Raw genomic sequence first — 16,121 nt, 5'->3', positions numbered from 1 at the left:
AACAAGCGGGTTAATTTTGAGGAAATTTTGCAATGAAAGCATTAGAAGAATTATTAGATAAGCAATCCGCTTGGTTAATTTTGAGAGATTGGTTTACCCAAGCAAAAAACCATTATCAGATTTTGGCAAGTTACCCTGAAGATGCCGGTTCAGCATTAGTCGGAATGCAGCTTTCCACTCGCTCTCCGCTTGGAGCAATGCTTTATGAAACAGGCGGGGTACTAATTGATCACGGTTGGCTACGTATTTTAGGCTCAGGTAACGAAAAATTACCGAGAGGTTTATTTGATTGGAACTTCGGCAAAACTTTTAAGCAATCAGGTGAACAACCAAGCCATTTGCTGATTGCGGATGATGCGATTGGTGGTTATTTTGCTATTAATGCAGGTGGAATTGGAGCTGATATCGGCAAAGTGTATTACCATCACCCGAAAACGCATAAATGGGAAAATTTAAATTTCGGCTATTCTGAATTTTTAGGCTGGGCATTAGCGGGCGATGTAAACGATTTCTATAAAGCATTACGCTGGGAAAACTGGCAAGCTGATGTTGATAAATTGCAAGGTCATCAAATTTTAGATTTAAACAGTAAAATTGCCGTGCCGATTGAACGCCACTACCAAAGTGTCTTTGCACCTGAAAATATGGGGTATTCGGTGGCTTAGTTTTTACTCTCCCACAAGGGAAAGGGTAATAGAATTTAGAGAGATAAAAGTATAATGGCATTATTACAAATTTCTGAACCGGGTCAAACCGCTGCACCACATCAACATAGATTAGCAGTGGGGATTGATTTAGGCACAACAAATTCATTGGTTGCAACTGTTCGTAGCGGGCAGGTGCAAGTGTTGTTAGATGAACAAGAAAGAGCATTAGTGCCATCGGTAGTGCATTACAGCGAGGTGGAAAAAACAGTAGGCGTTGAGGCTTTTGCTAAAGCAGCACTTGATCCGCAAAATACAGTTATTTCAGCTAAGCGTTTAATTGGTCGTTCGCTTGCTGATGTTGAGCAACGTTATACCAATTTACCTTATCAATTTAATGCGAGTGAAAACGGCTTGCCGCTCATTCAAACAGCACAAGGGAATAAAAGCCCGATTGAAGTTTCAGCAGATATTTTAAGCCACTTAACACAATTCGCAGAAAAACGTTTGGGAGGAGAATTATCGGGAGTAGTTATTACTGTTCCTGCATATTTTGATGATGCTCAACGCCAAAGCACGAAAGATGCAGCACGGCTTGCAGGCTTAAATGTATTACGCTTACTAAATGAACCGACAGCGGCTGCGATTGCTTATGGTTTAGACAGTGGTCAAGAAGGTGTCATTGCCGTTTATGATTTAGGCGGTGGAACTTTCGATTTATCTATTTTACGTTTACGCAAAGGCGTATTTGAAGTACTGGCAACCGCAGGTGATACCGCTCTCGGTGGTGATGATTTCGACCATTTATTAGCTGATTGGATCTCCGAACAAGCTAGTTATAAACCGCAAACTGCAAGCGAACAGCGTGAATTATTAACCTTAGCAACTCAAACAAAAGTTGCCCTTTCACAAGCGGTCGAGTTTGAGGTGAAATTTGCAAATTGGACTGGAAAAGTCAGTCGTTTGCAATTTAATGAGTTAATTCAACCGCTTGTAAAACGCTCATTACTTACTTGTCGCCGTGCATTAAAAGATGCAGGAGTGGAAGCAGAAGAGGTATTGGAAGTGGTAATGGTGGGCGGTTCAACCCGTGTGCCGTTTGTACGTGAAAGTGTCGGCGAATTTTTTGGTAAAACGCCATTAACTTCAATTGACCCGGATAAAGTGGTAGCGATTGGTGCTGCGGTGCAAGCAGATATTTTAGTCGGCAACAAACCTGATGCCGATATGTTGTTGCTGGATGTTGTGCCGTTATCACTCGGTATTGAAACAATGGGCGGTTTGGTGGAAAAAATTATTCCACGTAATACCACCATTCCTGTTGCTCGAGCACAAGAATTTACCACCGCAAAAGACGGTCAAACTGCAATGACAATCCACGTCTTACAAGGCGAGCGTGAATTAGTGGAAGATTGCCGTTCGTTAGGTAAAATTACTCTACGTGGTATTCCCGCAATGGCAGCAGGTGTGGCACAAGTTCGAGTAACTTATCAAGTTGATGCAGACGGTTTATTGAATGTAACAGCAATGGAAAAATCTACGAAGGTTCAGGCATCTATTCAAATTAAGCCATCTTATGGCTTAACTGATGAAGAAGTTACGCAGATGATCAAATCTTCTATGACAAATGCGAAAGATGATATGGAAGCTCGCCAGCTTGTTGAACAAAGGGTAGAAGCAGACCGTGTGATTGATAGCGTTGTAGTGGCTTTGAAAGAAGATGGCTCAGAAGTATTAAGCATTGAAGAATTTAAAGCGATTGAAGCAGAATTAGCTCGTTTAATTGAGCTAAAATCAGGTACTGATCGTCTAGCCATTCAGCAAGGGATTAAAGATTTAGATTTAGCTACACAAGAGTTTGCTGCACGCCGTATGAATTTATCCATTCAAAAAGCGTTAGCAGGGAAAAAGATGGACGATCTTGCATAAGGAGCCTGTTATGTCTAATTATGTAAAAATCGAGCTCTCAGAGCAGTTTAGAACGGTTGCAGTGGAGTTTGATTTAGAAGATAACCGTATTTTTGAATTGGGCGAGCGGATTAATGATGAATATGACGTTGCTTATATGAATGGCTATAATTGGGCAGCATTTTTAAGAGCTTATCTCAGTATTTATCGACCAAGCCTATTAGAGTTATTAGAGGAAGATCCTGAAGCAGGGTGCTATTATGTAACTTATCCGCTTTCGGAAAAAAACAAAGAAAAAGCGAGAGAATTGAAAAATATTATTGTCTATTTGGTTGAGAATGAAGACGAAGTTCTTAACTTCATTGGTGAGCATATAGATAATATTGAATGGGATTAATTAAAGGAAAATTAAGATGCCAAAAATTGTATTTCTTCCACACGAAGAGTTCTGCCCAGAAGGTATGGTTGTTGAAGCTAAAGCTGGGGATAATTTATTAGAAGTTGCACACGATGCCGGTGTTGAAATTCATCACGCTTGCGACTGTTCTTGTGCTTGTACCACTTGCCACGTAGTAATTCGTGAGGGCTTTGACTCTTTAAACGACACAACAGATCAAGAAGAAGATATGTTAGACAAGGCTTGGGGCTTGGAAATGGATAGCCGTTTAAGTTGCCAATGTGTTGTTGGCGAGGAAGACCTTGTTGTGGAAATTCCAAAATATAACTTAAACCACGCAAATGAGGCGGCACACTAATGAAATGGACAGACACCCGAATGATCGCAGAAAATCTGTATGATATGAATCCAGATTTAGATCCAACCACCGTACGTTTTACCGATATGCACAAATGGATCTGCGAAATGGAAGATTTCGATGATGATCCTGAAGCATCAAATGAGCATATTTTAGAAGCGATTTTAACCATTTGGTTAGAAGAGTACGAGTAAAAAAGAAAACCTAAAGCATTGGCTTTAGGTTTTTTATATTCAATACATTAACAATGTGCTTGTTTTTAGTTTTTTCACAGCATAAGCTCTACGCTTATTCATCTCTTCTTTAATACCCTGCTTTTCAAAACCGTCTTGAATGACTTGTTGTGCATCAACTTGCATTGCGGCTTGGTAATATTTTTTTGCAAGTTCAGCTTGGGAGTACTCGCGGTTTTCAAAGCCTAATCGTCCTTTTGCATCGGCTTCGCAGGCTAATAAGAAATCGAAAAAGCGTTGTGGTTTTCGCCAAACATCAAGGGCATTAAACAACTTGATCACGGTTTCTGGACGAAGTTCTGCCATTTTGTGGCAATGGGTATGGTATTCAGTTACTAAAAGAGCAAAATCTTTAACCTCTGTTGGAATTTTGAGTCGATTGGCTAAATTTCGAGTGGGTTGAATGCCTTTTACCTCGTGTCCGTAATGATGCGGGAGAATATCTGAAGAGGTTAGCCCTTTTCCTAAGTCGTGGCACAGGGCAGAGAAGAGTAAAGCGGTCGGATTTTCCGCATTTTTTGCAAGTTGCTTAGCCTGCTTTAATACCATTAAAGTATGTATGCCGGAATCAATCTCTGGGTGGTGTTGAGGGGGTTGTGGCACACCAAAAAGTTTATCAATTTCGGGGAAAAGCACTTTTAACGCCCCAACTTGGCGTAAAACATTAAAATAAACTTGAGGACTTTCTTCTGCGAAGGCTTTCGCTGTCTCAAGCCATATTCGTTCAGCAGTGAGGTTTTCTAGCTCACCGCTGCTAGAAAGCTCTTGCATTAAGGCTAAGGTTTCATCTGCAATGGTAAATCCAAAGGTGTGAAAGCGAGCAGCAAAGCGGGCGACACGTAATACACGCAACGGGTCTTCACTAAAAGCAGGGGAGATATGGCGTAAAATTCTGTTTTCTAGGTCTTGAACACCACCATAGGGGTCGAAAATCTTTCCAGCTTCATCTTGTGCAATGGCATTAATGGTTAAATCTCGGCGGATTAAGTCTTGCTCAAGGGTTACAGTTGGTGAGAAATCGCAGATGAAGCCATTGTAACCTTTACCCTGCTTACGCTCTTGGCGGGCTAGAGCATACTCTTCTTTAGTTTCGGGGTGGAGGAAAACAGGAAAATCTGCTCCCACTTGTTGAAAGTCTTGGGCTAATAATTGTTCAGCAGTTGCCCCCACCACTAAAAAATCTCGGTCTTTCACGGGTAAGCCGAGAAGCTGATCTCGCACCGCACCGCCCACTAAATAAATATCCATTTGCAAAAAATCTCAAAAAAGCAACCGCTTGTTACTACATATCCGTTTTTTCTTTAAACTCACATAAATCTTCAATAATACACGAACCGCAACGTGGCTTACGGGCAACGCAAGTGTAACGACCGTGTAAAATCAGCCAATGGTGAACATCCACTTTAAATTCATCTGGCACAACTTTAAGTAATTTTTCTTCAACTTGTACCACATTTTTGCCGGGAGCGAAATTGGTGCGGTTAGACACTCGGAAAATATGGGTATCCACCGCAATGGTTGGGTGTCCGAAAGCAGTATTCATTACCACATTCGCTGTTTTTCTACCTACACCGGCAAGAGCTTCGAGAGCATCACGATCTTCCGGCACTTCGCCATTATGTTTTTCAATCAGATCCCGACAAGTTTTGATAATATTTTCCGCTTTGCTATTAAATAAGCCGATGGTTTTGATGTATTCTTTTAGCCCATCAACTCCTAAATCTAAAATTGCTTGTGGTGTATTGGCTATAGGGAATAATTTATCGGTCGCTTTGTTTACCCCTTTATCGGTTGCTTGTGCAGAGAGAATAACCGCAATGAGTAATTCAAATGGATTACTATAATTGAGTTCAGTGGTTGGCTTTGGGTTTTCATTGCGTAAGCGGGTTAAAATTTCAATGCGTTTTGCTTTATTCATTGTTAATTAAAAATTCCTTGTTCGTAGAGCATTTTGGCAACCATAATAAAGGACATTGTTACCAGCATTGGGCGGATTAATTTTTTGCCTTTAGTCATTACCATTTTAGCACCGAGTGTGCCACCAATAAATTGCCCGACCATCATTATTAAGCCGACTTTCCAGATAACTGCACCACCAATGGTAAAGAAAATAAGTGAGGCGAAGTTAGAGGTAAAATTAATCACTTTTGCGTGTGCGACTGCTTTCGGGAGATTAAAACCTAGTAACAAAATAAAGGCTAATGTAATAAAAGAGCCTGTTGCAGGTCCAAACATACCGTCATAGAAACCGAGTGCAACGGAAGCGGTAAATGCAAATACAGTAAAGCTAATTCGTTGTTTGCGATCTTCATCGCCTACACTTGGGCTGACTAAAAAATAGATGCCAATAATCAAAATTAAAAATGGGAGTAACGTTTTCAGAAATTCCACATCAATGCTTTGAACAAAAATAGTGCCGGCAGCCGAGCCAATAAATGTACATAAAATTAGTAGCCAAATTTGTTTTAAATTGACCGCTTTTTTGCGAATAAAATAAAATGAAGCAGAAAATGATCCACCACAGGCTTGTAATTTATTTGTACCTAAAGCCATTGCCGGTGGCAACCCTGCCGCCATCAATGCCGGAATAGTGAGTAAACCGCCACCGCCGGCAATTGCATCAATAAAGCCGGCAAGTATAGCAACACCAAATAAAATAGCTAAAATATCAATTCCCAGTTCCATTAATACACCACCATTTCATCACTGTGAACGGCAACCGAGCCAAATTCATAACCGAGTAGCGATTCAATCTCTTTCGATTTTTTACCTTTAATGCGAAGTAGTGCCTCACTGCTATAACGGGCAATACCAAGTGCAATTGGTTTCCCATCTTGGTTGAAGATTTTAATCACTTCCCCCCGTGTAAACTCGCCTTTAATGTGTGAAACGCCCACAGGCAGTAGTGATTTGTGTTCAAGCAAGGCTTTTTCTGCTCCGAGATCGACCACAATTTCACCCACTTGTGGAGCGGCAAATAACCAACGTTTTCTGCCTTCCAAGCGGTCAGATTGCACTAAAAATTTACTGCCGATATTTTCTCCATTAGCTAAATCCACCAACACATTTGGGCGAGAACCTGATGCTATGATGGTTTCTACGCCTGAACGAGTAGCAATATCAGCTGCGGTAATTTTGGTACTCATTCCGCCTGTGCCTAATCCGGTTGAACTACCACCTGCAATTTGTCGGATTTCAGGCGTGATTTTTTCAACTATCGAGAGCAATTTAGCATCAGGGGTTGAGCGAGGATCGGCACTGAATAACCCTTCTTGATCGGTCAATAAATAGAGCTGATCTGCCTGAGCAAGGATAGCAACTAATGCAGATAAATTATCGTTATCGCCTACTTTAAACTCTTCGGTGGCAACGGCATCATTTTCATTGATCACTGGAATGATTTTCTGAGCAAGCAAGGCATCAAGCGTATCACGGGCATTTAGAAAACGTTCACGATCGTCCAGATCTGCTCGAGTTAATAGCATCTGCCCGATATGAATATTGTAAATATCAAATAAATTTTCCCATACACGAATGAGCTGGCTTTGCCCAACTGCGGCTAACATTTGCTTGGATGCTAATGTTTTGGGTAACTCAGGGTGTCCTAAGTAATCACGCCCTGCTGCGGCTGCACCGGAAGTTACTACTATTACTCGGTGATTTTGGTGTAACTGTGCAATTTGTTTCACCAATTCCAGCATATAGGGACGGCTTAAACTTTTTGTGCCGTGGGTGAGAGTGCTTGTTCCAAATTTAATGACGATAGTTTTTGACATAACGGCTTCACTTTATATTAAAAATTATGTGAATAAAATTATCACTTTTAAGGTGTAAAATCACGCTTAATTTGATATAAAATCAAACCAAATTGCATAAAAGGATAGAAAATGAAAATTAGCGTCATCGTTGCCAGAACAAAGAATAAAGTTATCGGTAAAAATAACCAAATGCCGTGGTATTTACCTGTAGATTTAGCCTGGTTTCGCCAAAATACGGTGGGAAAACCGGTAATTATGGGGCGGAAAACCTATGAATCTATCGGGCGGTTATTGCCAAAACGCCCGAATGTTATTCTTTCTCGTTCAGGTTTTGAGGTGGAAGGGGCTTATTCGGCAACATCGTTGGAACAAGCGGTCGAATTAGCCAAAAGTTTTGCAAATAGCGATGAAATTATGATTATCGGTGGCGGAGAGTTATTTAAACAAGCCTTACCAACGGCAGATACGCTTTATTTAACCGAAATTCAGGCAGAAATTGAGGGCGATACCTTCTTTGAATTTGATGAAGAAAATTGGCAGTTAGTTGAAGAAAAATGGTCAGAAATTGATGAAAATAATCTATATCGTTGCCATTTTATGGTGCTTGAACGTTGCTAATGATGAATAAATAATCAATTAGAAATAAAAAATGTGAACGCAAACCTTTGCTATTTTTAGCCTTAGATACAAATAATCGCAGACATTTTAGAATATAGGTGTTTATTTTAATTTGAGGAGACTTCAATGAACTATGTTGAAATTTTAGGCTATGTTGCAATGGTATTAGTTGCTAGTTCGTTTTTATTAAAAGATGTAATTAAACTTCGTTTAGTCAATTCATTAGGTTGTGCCTGTTTTGTGGTTTATGGTTTGCTGATTGGCTCAATTCCGGTAACAGGTTTGAATGCTTTGGTGGTTTGTATTAATTTGTATTATATTTTTAAAGGTAATAAATCCGAAGTCGCACAGGCGTAAAATTTTAGTGAAAAAAGACCGCTTATAGCCTAGCTTTAAGCGGTATTGTTATTTTATAGATTGCCAAGAATATCTAACGCATCGCTGAGTTTTTTCACGGTAAATACCTCCATATCTTTAATCGCTTTTTTGGGAGCGTTTCCGTGTGGAATAATCGCTCGCCTAAAGCCGTGTTTAGCGGCTTCGCTGATACGTTCTTGTCCGCTGGTAACAGGGCGGATTTCACCAGCTAATCCTACTTCGCCAAATACCACCAAATCTTGCGGCAAAGGGCGATTTCGGAAACTTGAAATTAACGCTAAGATCAAGGCGAGATCGGCACTGGTTTCTGTTACTTTCACGCCACCAACCACGTTCACAAAAACATCTTGATCCGACATTTGTAATCCGCCGTGTCGATGCAAAACGGCAAGTAATAGCGATAAACGGTTATGATCTAAACCAACTGCTACACGGCGAGGGTTAGCCAGCATCGAGTGATCCACCAATGCTTGAATTTCCACCAGCAATGGACGTGTTCCTTCCCAAAGCACCATTACCGAGCTACCCGGTGTTTGCTCTTCGCTACGGCTCAAGAAAATGGCAGAAGGGTTTTTAACTTCTTTCAAGCCCAGCTCTGTCATTGCAAATACGCCTAATTCATTGACCGCACCAAAGCGGTTTTTTTGGCTACGTAAGGTTCTAAAACGAGAGTCAGATTCACCTTCCAGTAATAATGAGGCATCAATCGCGTGTTCTAATACTTTTGGACCGGCAAGCGTACCATCTTTAGTAACGTGCCCAACCATAATAATTGCCACTTGGCGGGTTTTGGCATAACGAGTTAAAAACGAGGCACATTCTCGAACCTGTGAAACACTGCCGGGAGAAGATTGAATATCTGACAAGTGCATTACTTGTATAGAGTCGATCACCATAATTTTCGGCTTTTCTTGGTCGGCAATATTGCAAATATGCTCTACAGAAGTTTCAGAGAGCATTTTTAGATTTTGCGTAGGTAAACCCAAACGATTAGCACGCATTGCAACTTGTTGTAATGATTCTTCCCCTGTTACGTAGAGAGTTGGGATATGTTGAGCCAATCCGCACATTACTTGTAGCAATAATGTACTTTTCCCGGCACCGGGGTGTCCACCAATCAAAATAGCCGAACCCGGCACAACACCACCACCTAGCACACGATCCAGCTCATTAAAGCCACTACTAAAACGAGGTACTTCTTGTAGGCTAATATCGGAAAGTGCCTGTACTTTGCCTGAGGTTTCGCCTGCATAGCCACTGAAGCGGTCAGATTTTGCAGCTTCTTTACTCGAAATTAATCGTACTTCGCTAATCGTATTCCAAGCCTTACATTCTTTGCATTGCCCCATCCAACGGGAATATTCTGCACCGCAATCATTACAAACATAGGCGGTTTTTGGTGCTTTTGCCATTTTTTATCCTCAATCCTCAAATTTATGGAATTCTAGCAAAAAACTGTATAGATAAACAGATGGAAATTTTATTTTTTCGATCTGCATCGAAAAATTGAAATTTGTTTATCGCAAAAATGGTAAAAAATTTGCACACTTTCATCGCCAAGCTGTTTTGGCGTTTTATTCATAAGGAATTTATATGCAAAAAATTGTCCATTTTCGACCGCTTTACACTCGTCAATTACACAAGGCGTTTACCTTAATTGAGTTGATGATCGTGATTGCGATCATTGCCATTCTTGCAACCATTGCAATTCCGTCCTACAACTCTTATACGCAAAAAGCAGCGTTATCGGAGCTGTTGCGGGCTTCGGCTTCTTATAAATCAGATGTTGAGCTGTGTATTTATAATAGTAATGGGCTGGATAATTGCTCCGGTGGTACAAATGGTATTCAAGCCAATAAAACGAGTGGTAATGAAACCAAATATCTTAATTCGATTACCGTAACTAAAGGCATTATTACCGTAACAGGCAAAGGCTCGCTTGAAGGTTATAGTTATACGTTAACACCAAAATTTGCAAACAATACGATTAGTTGGTCATCGAGTTGTAGCGGTAAAGATACCAGCCTTTTCCCTGCAGGCTTTTGTAATACCGCATCAGCTGCATCAAACGACTAATTCATCTTGAGGAAATCAAAATGTCGTATTCAGTTACCGATTTAGCCAACCAAGAAATGATTGAAATTTCGAGCGAGCAGTGGCAGAAAAATTGCAATGAAAAACAGATTTTATTGCGATATTTGGCTGTGCCACTTCAAGAAACACAATCTCAATTATGGTTGGCGGTAGACGATATGCAAAATATCAGTGCTTGTGAGATTTTTGCCTTTATCTACCATAAGCAAATTGAACCTGTTTTGATTTCCTCCGATGAATTGAAGTTTCTGCTCAATGCCCTTTCACCCGAACAGAGTAGTTTGCAGAGTGAAATTTATGAGGATAATGTAGCGTATTCATTAGCACATTCGGAGCAAATAGACAGAAATGATCCGATTATCCAAATTTTAGATAATCTGTTTAAATTCTGTTTAAAAAATAACGCTTCAGATATTCATCTTGAACCGCAAAAAGAGAAATTACTCATTCGGCTGAGAATTGATGGCGTGCTGCATATTTATAAAACACTCCCACAAAGTTTATCGAGTAGACTGATTTCTCGCATTAAATTATTGGCTAAATTAGATATTAGTGAAACCCGTTTACCACAAGATGGGCAATTTCACTTCAAAACAATTTTAGCGGAAATCTTAGATTTCCGAGTTTCAACTTTACCTACCCATTTGGGTGAAAAAGTCGTCCTTCGGCTTCAAAAGAATAAACCGACTAATTTGGATTTTCTGGAGTTAGGTTTTAACCAAAACCAAAAAGAAACATTACTCAATGCACTCAACCAACCTCAAGGATTAATTTTAGTAACAGGTCCAACAGGTAGCGGAAAAAGTATCACTTTATATAGTGCATTAAGCCATCTTAATACTAGCGAAAAGCATATATTAACGGTAGAAGATCCGATTGAAATTGAGATAGAAGGTATTATTCAAACCCAAGTAAACAGGGGCATTAATCTTGATTTCAGCCAACTGTTGAGAACCTTTCTCCGTCAAGATCCAGACATCATTATGCTTGGGGAAATTCGTGATGAAGAGAGTGCGGAAATTGCCTTGAGAGCGGCTCAAACAGGGCATTTAGTGCTTTCAACATTGCATACCAATGATGCTCCTTCTGCAATTGAGCGATTGTTGCAACTCGGGATAAAAGAATTCGAGCTGAAAAATGCGTTATTGCTTGTGGTGGCTCAACGTTTATTAAGACGAACTTGCACAAAATGTGGTGGCATTAGTTGTGAGCATTGTTATCAGGGTTATAAAGGCAGAATTGGGGTGTATCAACTATTCAGTCGATCTGCAAAAAATTTTGAAAAAACGACCGCTTGTTTAGATTTTGAAACCTTAGCTGAAAGTGCGAAAGAAAAATTAGCGGAAGGAAAAACCAATCAGGCAGAAATTTTTAGGGTGTTAGGTAATGGTTAAAATTTATGAATTTCATTGGAAAGCGATAGATCGTTTTCAACAAAAGCGTAAAGGTAGGCTGTTATCTTTAAGCCGAGAAGAGCTTGAAAGCACATTACTTGCAAAAGGTTATGAACAAATTCGAGTTAGCCGAAATTTTGTCTTTTCGCAAAATCCGAAAAAAGAGGAGATCAGCCAATTTTTATCTCAACTGGCATTGTTAGTGAATTCTGCCGTTCCATTAAAGCAAGCTCTCTTTTTGATTTTACAAAATTGCCGAAATATTAGGTTATATCAATGGCTAAGTGAATTAATTCAGTTAATTGAAAGCGGTTACTCTTTTTCGCAATCTTTAGAAAAACTCAATAAATTTATTACTAACCAAGAAATTCAACTGATTAAAATGGGCGAGCAGAGTGGAAAACTCGGTTTTATTTTAACCAATTTAGCGGAAAGCAGAGTTAAGGCAGATAAATTGGCTAAAAAGGTTAAGAAAATCCTGTTTTATCCTGTAATAGTACTGTTTATCTCACTCTCTCTTTCTATCGGGCTTTTAGTATTTATCGTGCCACAATTTGCCGAGCTTTATGGTACAAAAGCACAAGCTTTACCACTGATTACCGACATTTTATTTTCTCTTTCTCGATGTTTGATTGAGCAGAAAAACCTTTTATTCACTTTATTATTACTAGCGGTCATTTTTTTCTTATTTTTTGCAAAAAGAGGGAATTGGAGGACGAAATTGAAACTTAGGTTATTGTCTAAACTCCCTATTTTTAGGCAAATTATAGAACAAGCACGAATAGTCTTTTTTAGCCAAAATATTGCATTAATGTTGAATGCTCATATTCCGTTAGATATCGCATTAAAATCGTTTTTATCCGAAAAAAGCGATGATCCTATCTTACAAAAAGAGGTTGAGTTTATGCTTAATCTTTTGCAGCAAGGCTATAAATTTTCGCAAGGCATTAACCCAAATGTATTTGGCTTAGAGATGCCACAAATGATCGAAATAGGCGAGCGGAGCGGCAATGTTGCTAAAATGTGTGAGCATATTAGCGAGATATACCAACAAAAACTGGATTATCAAATTGATATTCTCTCCCAGTTATTAGAGCCAATGTTGATGCTACTAATGGGCGTGATTGTCGGCACGATTATTGTCGGGCTATACTTACCGATTTTTGATATGGGAAGTTTAGTGGAGTAATTTATGTGGCTTTTACTTTCCATTTTATCCGCATTTTGGTTTAAAGCGGAAATCCCAAGATTTGCGACACGAATAAACCAGCAAATTTATCAAGAAGTGAGCTCAATCCATCAGTTTGAGTTAAGCGAACAGGAATTTATTGCACAATCTGCGTTAAAACCTCAACAAACAAGATGGGCAAACCTCTTTTTTTTGCTTTTTCCACTTATTATGTATTGTTCGGAAAATCTGACTATTGGCGTAATTTTTATTCTACTTTGTTTTCTCTCCCTTTTAGATATTTGCTACTACCTGACAGATACTCGCTATATCGGGCTTATTTTTCTACTTGTTTTATGGAAAGGATTAAATAATTTCCATAATGAGACTTTATTGTTTACCTCATTATTTTGCCTATTCATAGCTCTTTTCTCTTCTATTATTTTTAAAAAAGAAACATTTGGTTCTGGCGATATGTTGTTATTACTAGCTTTATCTCCCTTATTTGATGTAGAAAAAATGTTATTGCTGATATTAATTGCCTGTTTGCTAGGTATTTTTTACTATTTTGCTTATTGGTGGATAAAAAAGCAAAACTTAGAAAAGTTGGCATTTATTCCGTTTATTAGTTTGGCGATGAGTGCTGTTGTAACGCTTGAAAGCAGAGGGATTAATTACTAGAATTGAGAAACTTTAATTTTGAGGAATTTTTATGACTTACGTTGTCGGCTTAACAGGCGGAATTGGCAGTGGTAAAACAACAGTGTCTAATTTATTTGCCGAGCTAGGCGTGGAAATTATTGATGCGGATATTGTCGCCCGCCAAGTAGTGGAAAAAGGCTCGCCGTTATTAGAAAAAATTGTCGAGCATTTCGGACAACAGATTTTAACCGACGAAAAAGAGCTAGACCGTACCGCACTTCGCCAAATTGTGTTTAATAATGAGGCAGAAAAAACGTGGTTAAATAATTTGCTCCACCCAGCTATTCGAGCAGAAATGGTAAAAAAATTGCAAGAATCGACCGCTTGTTATGTGATTTGGGTTGTTCCGTTATTAATTGAAAATAAATTAACCGAGCTTTGCGATAGAGTATTAGTGGTTGATGTTAGCCCGGAAATTCAATTGGAACGAGCTACTCGGCGGGATAAAAGCAAAGTTGAAACCATTAAAAATATAATGGCTGCTCAAGTGAGCCATGCGGAAAGATTAAGCTACGCTGATGATGTGATTGAAAATAATCTGCTACTTGAGCAAGGATTACCTTTAATTAAAGAACAGGTTCAAGCGTTACATCATAAATACTTGGTATTAGCAAAAAAGGAGAAAGAATGCCAGAAACCATCGTAAATTGTCCAACTTGTGAAAAAGAAGTGGTTTGGAATAAGGAAAGTAAATACCGCCCATTTTGTAGTGAGCGTTGTCAGATCATTGATTTAGGCGATTGGGCGGCGGAAAAGCACGCCATAGCGAGTGAAGAGGCGGAGCTTTTCAGTGAAGATTTGGAGAAATATTAGTTATGCAAATTGAGCAGAGAAACGCTCTAGCTCTAGCCAAATATCATCGCTAAATTCTTGTTTTATTTTACGCTCTAATTCAGCAAGCTGTTGGATTAAGGCGTAAAGTTTTTTATAGGTTAAACGTTGTACCACTTGGCTGTAGAATGGTCTGCGATTTTGCCAGATCTTCAATCGGTCAAATTCTGTTCGTAAATTACCATTAAAGAGAGCTTGCTCACTTAATACTGGTGTTGGAGAGCGGGTAATTTCAAGTAAAATCATTAGCTCTTTTTGTACAATGCGTAATAAAACAACCGCTTGCACTTCTTCATTTTGGAGATGATGTAAAATGCGTTGAGCTCGCCCTATTTTCCCTTCGAAAAGGGCATCAATCCATTGGAATGGGGTAAATTGAGCTGAATTCTCTACCATTTCTTTGACTTTATTAAGGGTAATTTTGCTATCATTGCATTGAAGCTGTAGCAGCTGTAATGCTTGTTTTAATGCAAGTAAGTTGCCCTCGTAGCTATAGCAGAGTAGCTGATTTGCTTCAGCCTCAATCTGTAAATTCATCTCTTTGACTCGATTATTTAACCATTGCGGTAGTTTGCTAATTTCGGGCGTTTGGCAATTAATTTGCACTAATTGAGGTTCAATTTGGCTAAACCAAGCCTGCTTTTCCATCGTTTTGGAAAATTTTGGTAAATGCAAAATAAAGAGTAGATCAGAATGAATTAAAGCACAAAGCTCAGCAAGTTTTTTTAATTGTGTAGCCGTTGGCGAATCGGGAAAATTGAGAATAAGAATTTGGCGTGTAAAAAATAACCCCATCTCTTGAGTTGCTTCAAAAAGAGTTTCCCAGTTTGTGTCATTCTTAATTTCAATCTCTTTCTTTTCATCAAAGCCGTCTGAGCGGGCAATTTGAATAATTAAATCTTTGGTTTCATTAACCAAAAGTAAATCGTTCCCTGTTAATAGATAAAAGGGTTGTAATCCTTTGCTTAAAGAGTGCTGAAGTGTTTCCGGGAAGATTTTTTGCATAGAGATAACAATGGGCGAAAAAGGCTTCGCCCTTATAATAATTATTTTGAAAGTTCTTTTTTCAATGTTGCCATTTTAATAATAAGCTGACGAGAAGCCTGCTCATACATATCTTTCATAATCATCTCTTGTTCTGCTGATTTTGCAAGGGCTGCACGAGAGTCATCAAAGAAAGTGCGGTGAACCGAAACTTCTAGTGGATATTGCCCTTTATTTGGAATATCAGCAATGGCTTCAACATTTAAGGTTAAGATTTTTTCTGCTTCACGGGCTTGTTTAAAAACAGAAACAACTTTGCTATCTGCTGATGTTGAAACAAGGCGAAGTTTTGTAACATTCGCATTACTTGGCACTAATTTTACATCGCTTAATTGCAATTGGTTACGCAAAATGCGAGACATTTCACTATGTTGATCTGCACTTTCGAAGGTTAATGTTCTGAGTGATTCAGGTAATATTTCGTTGTTTTTGAAATGCCAACCGCAAGCTGTTAGAGCAAATACAGCAAGGAGAGAGAGTTTTTTAAGCATAATTAGATTTCCTTGTTGGTTTCCCCATCTCCCCTTGTGGGGGAGGGATAGATTTTTCTTCGTTTAGAAGAAAAAGCAGGGAGAGAGGATTTTTGCAGAAATG

General features: G+C 39.1%; 20 protein-coding genes. 13 read left to right on the top strand and 7 right to left on the bottom strand.

From position 1 onward, the window contains the following. Positions 1-32: 32 nt before the first annotated feature. The 5 genes from ICJ55_RS08940 to iscX are packed head-to-tail and all read left to right on the top strand — an operon-like array spanning position 33 to position 3,501. Positions 33-665 carry a DUF2625 family protein gene (locus ICJ55_RS08940; RefSeq protein ID WP_188156487.1) on the top strand — a complete coding sequence of 211 codons (633 nt, stop codon included), beginning with the start codon at positions 33-35 and terminating at the stop codon, positions 663-665. Positions 666-719: 54 nt separating this feature from the next. Then, positions 720-2,573 carry a Fe-S protein assembly chaperone HscA gene (gene hscA / locus ICJ55_RS08935; RefSeq protein WP_188156486.1) on the top strand — a complete coding sequence of 618 codons (1,854 nt, stop codon included), beginning with the start codon at positions 720-722 and terminating at the stop codon, positions 2,571-2,573. Positions 2,574-2,583: 10 nt separating this feature from the next. Continuing rightward, positions 2,584-2,949 carry an Imm51 family immunity protein gene (locus tag ICJ55_RS08930; RefSeq protein ID WP_188156485.1) on the top strand — a complete coding sequence of 122 codons (366 nt, stop codon included), beginning with the start codon at positions 2,584-2,586 and terminating at the stop codon, positions 2,947-2,949. Positions 2,950-2,965: 16 nt separating this feature from the next. Next, positions 2,966-3,307 carry an ISC system 2Fe-2S type ferredoxin gene (fdx, locus tag ICJ55_RS08925; RefSeq protein ID WP_188156484.1) on the top strand — a complete coding sequence of 114 codons (342 nt, stop codon included), beginning with the start codon at positions 2,966-2,968 and terminating at the stop codon, positions 3,305-3,307. Further along, positions 3,307-3,501, top strand: a complete 195-nt coding sequence (iscX, locus tag ICJ55_RS08920; protein ID WP_006248391.1) for a Fe-S cluster assembly protein IscX — start codon at positions 3,307-3,309, stop codon at positions 3,499-3,501. The genes fdx and iscX overlap by 1 nt, the downstream gene beginning before the upstream one ends. 39 nt (positions 3,502-3,540) lie before the next feature. Here iscX and ICJ55_RS08915 read toward each other — a convergent pair whose 3' ends face one another. The 4 genes from ICJ55_RS08915 to proB are packed head-to-tail and all read right to left on the bottom strand — an operon-like array spanning position 3,541 to position 7,316. Further along, on the bottom strand, positions 3,541-4,788 hold the full coding sequence (locus ICJ55_RS08915) for a multifunctional CCA addition/repair protein (RefSeq protein WP_188156483.1): 1,248 nt from the start codon (positions 4,786-4,788) through the stop codon (positions 3,541-3,543). A gap of 34 nt (positions 4,789-4,822) precedes the next feature. Beyond that, positions 4,823-5,458, bottom strand: coding sequence for an endonuclease III (gene nth, locus ICJ55_RS08910; RefSeq protein ID WP_188156482.1), 636 nt, complete (start codon positions 5,456-5,458; stop codon positions 4,823-4,825). A gap of 2 nt (positions 5,459-5,460) precedes the next feature. Beyond that, the gene (locus ICJ55_RS08905) at positions 5,461-6,225 is read right to left on the bottom strand and encodes a TSUP family transporter (protein ID WP_188156481.1); all 765 of its coding nucleotides are present in this window, start codon (positions 6,223-6,225) and stop codon (positions 5,461-5,463) included. After that, positions 6,225-7,316: a glutamate 5-kinase gene (gene proB, locus ICJ55_RS08900; RefSeq protein ID WP_188156480.1), complete on the bottom strand. Its 1,092-nt coding sequence runs from the start codon at positions 7,314-7,316 to the stop codon at positions 6,225-6,227. Before proB ends, ICJ55_RS08905 begins: the two co-directional genes overlap by 1 nt. Positions 7,317-7,427: 111 nt before the next feature. On the opposite strand from proB, the gene ICJ55_RS08895 reads away from it, so the two are divergent. Beyond that, positions 7,428-7,916, top strand: coding sequence for a dihydrofolate reductase (locus tag ICJ55_RS08895; protein ID WP_188156479.1), 489 nt, complete (start codon positions 7,428-7,430; stop codon positions 7,914-7,916). A gap of 126 nt (positions 7,917-8,042) precedes the next feature. Then, on the top strand, positions 8,043-8,273 hold the full coding sequence (locus ICJ55_RS08890; RefSeq protein ID WP_025236204.1) for a YgjV family protein: 231 nt from the start codon (positions 8,043-8,045) through the stop codon (positions 8,271-8,273). Positions 8,274-8,326: 53 nt separating this feature from the next. Here ICJ55_RS08890 and radA read toward each other — a convergent pair whose 3' ends face one another. Further along, complete coding sequence (radA, locus tag ICJ55_RS08885) at positions 8,327-9,706, bottom strand: DNA repair protein RadA (protein ID WP_188156478.1); 1,380 nt, start codon at positions 9,704-9,706, stop codon at positions 8,327-8,329. A 181-nt stretch (positions 9,707-9,887) separates the two neighbouring features. On the opposite strand from radA, the gene ppdD reads away from it, so the two are divergent. From ppdD to yacG, 6 genes are read left to right on the top strand one after another with little or no spacing between them, the layout of a single operon-like run. Continuing rightward, complete coding sequence (ppdD, locus tag ICJ55_RS08880) at positions 9,888-10,370, top strand: prepilin peptidase-dependent pilin (RefSeq protein WP_188156477.1); 483 nt, start codon at positions 9,888-9,890, stop codon at positions 10,368-10,370. Positions 10,371-10,390: 20 nt separating this feature from the next. Continuing rightward, entirely contained in the window at positions 10,391-11,782 is a 1,392-nt protein-coding gene (locus ICJ55_RS08875; protein WP_188156476.1) for a GspE/PulE family protein, read from the top strand. Beyond that, positions 11,775-12,971, top strand: coding sequence for a type II secretion system F family protein (locus ICJ55_RS08870; RefSeq protein ID WP_188156475.1), 1,197 nt, complete (start codon positions 11,775-11,777; stop codon positions 12,969-12,971). Before ICJ55_RS08875 ends, ICJ55_RS08870 begins: the two co-directional genes overlap by 8 nt. A gap of 3 nt (positions 12,972-12,974) precedes the next feature. Further along, positions 12,975-13,631 carry a prepilin peptidase gene (locus ICJ55_RS08865; protein ID WP_188156474.1) on the top strand — a complete coding sequence of 219 codons (657 nt, stop codon included), beginning with the start codon at positions 12,975-12,977 and terminating at the stop codon, positions 13,629-13,631. A gap of 31 nt (positions 13,632-13,662) precedes the next feature. Then, a complete protein-coding gene (coaE, locus tag ICJ55_RS08860) occupies positions 13,663-14,298 on the top strand; it encodes a dephospho-CoA kinase (RefSeq protein WP_188156473.1) in 636 nt (211 codons plus the stop codon). Continuing rightward, positions 14,280-14,465, top strand: coding sequence for a DNA gyrase inhibitor YacG (gene yacG, locus ICJ55_RS08855; protein WP_025236197.1), 186 nt, complete (start codon positions 14,280-14,282; stop codon positions 14,463-14,465). The genes coaE and yacG overlap by 19 nt, the downstream gene beginning before the upstream one ends. Here yacG and holA read toward each other — a convergent pair whose 3' ends face one another. Together holA and ICJ55_RS08845 are read right to left on the bottom strand one after the other, a co-directional pair. Next, the gene (holA, locus tag ICJ55_RS08850; protein WP_188156472.1) at positions 14,466-15,488 is read right to left on the bottom strand and encodes a DNA polymerase III subunit delta; all 1,023 of its coding nucleotides are present in this window, start codon (positions 15,486-15,488) and stop codon (positions 14,466-14,468) included. It lies immediately after the preceding gene. Between the two features lie 41 nt (positions 15,489-15,529). After that, positions 15,530-16,018 (bottom strand): LPS-assembly lipoprotein LptE, encoded by a 489-nt coding sequence (locus ICJ55_RS08845; protein WP_188156471.1) that lies wholly within the window; start codon positions 16,016-16,018, stop codon positions 15,530-15,532. Positions 16,019-16,121: the final 103 nt, after the last annotated feature.

This window comes from Mannheimia bovis (assembly GCF_014541205.1).
Lineage (GTDB): Bacteria > Pseudomonadota > Gammaproteobacteria > Enterobacterales > Pasteurellaceae > Mannheimia > Mannheimia bovis.
Note: the sequence above shows the minus strand (reverse complement) of the source record. Positions and strands in the feature narration are given on the sequence as shown.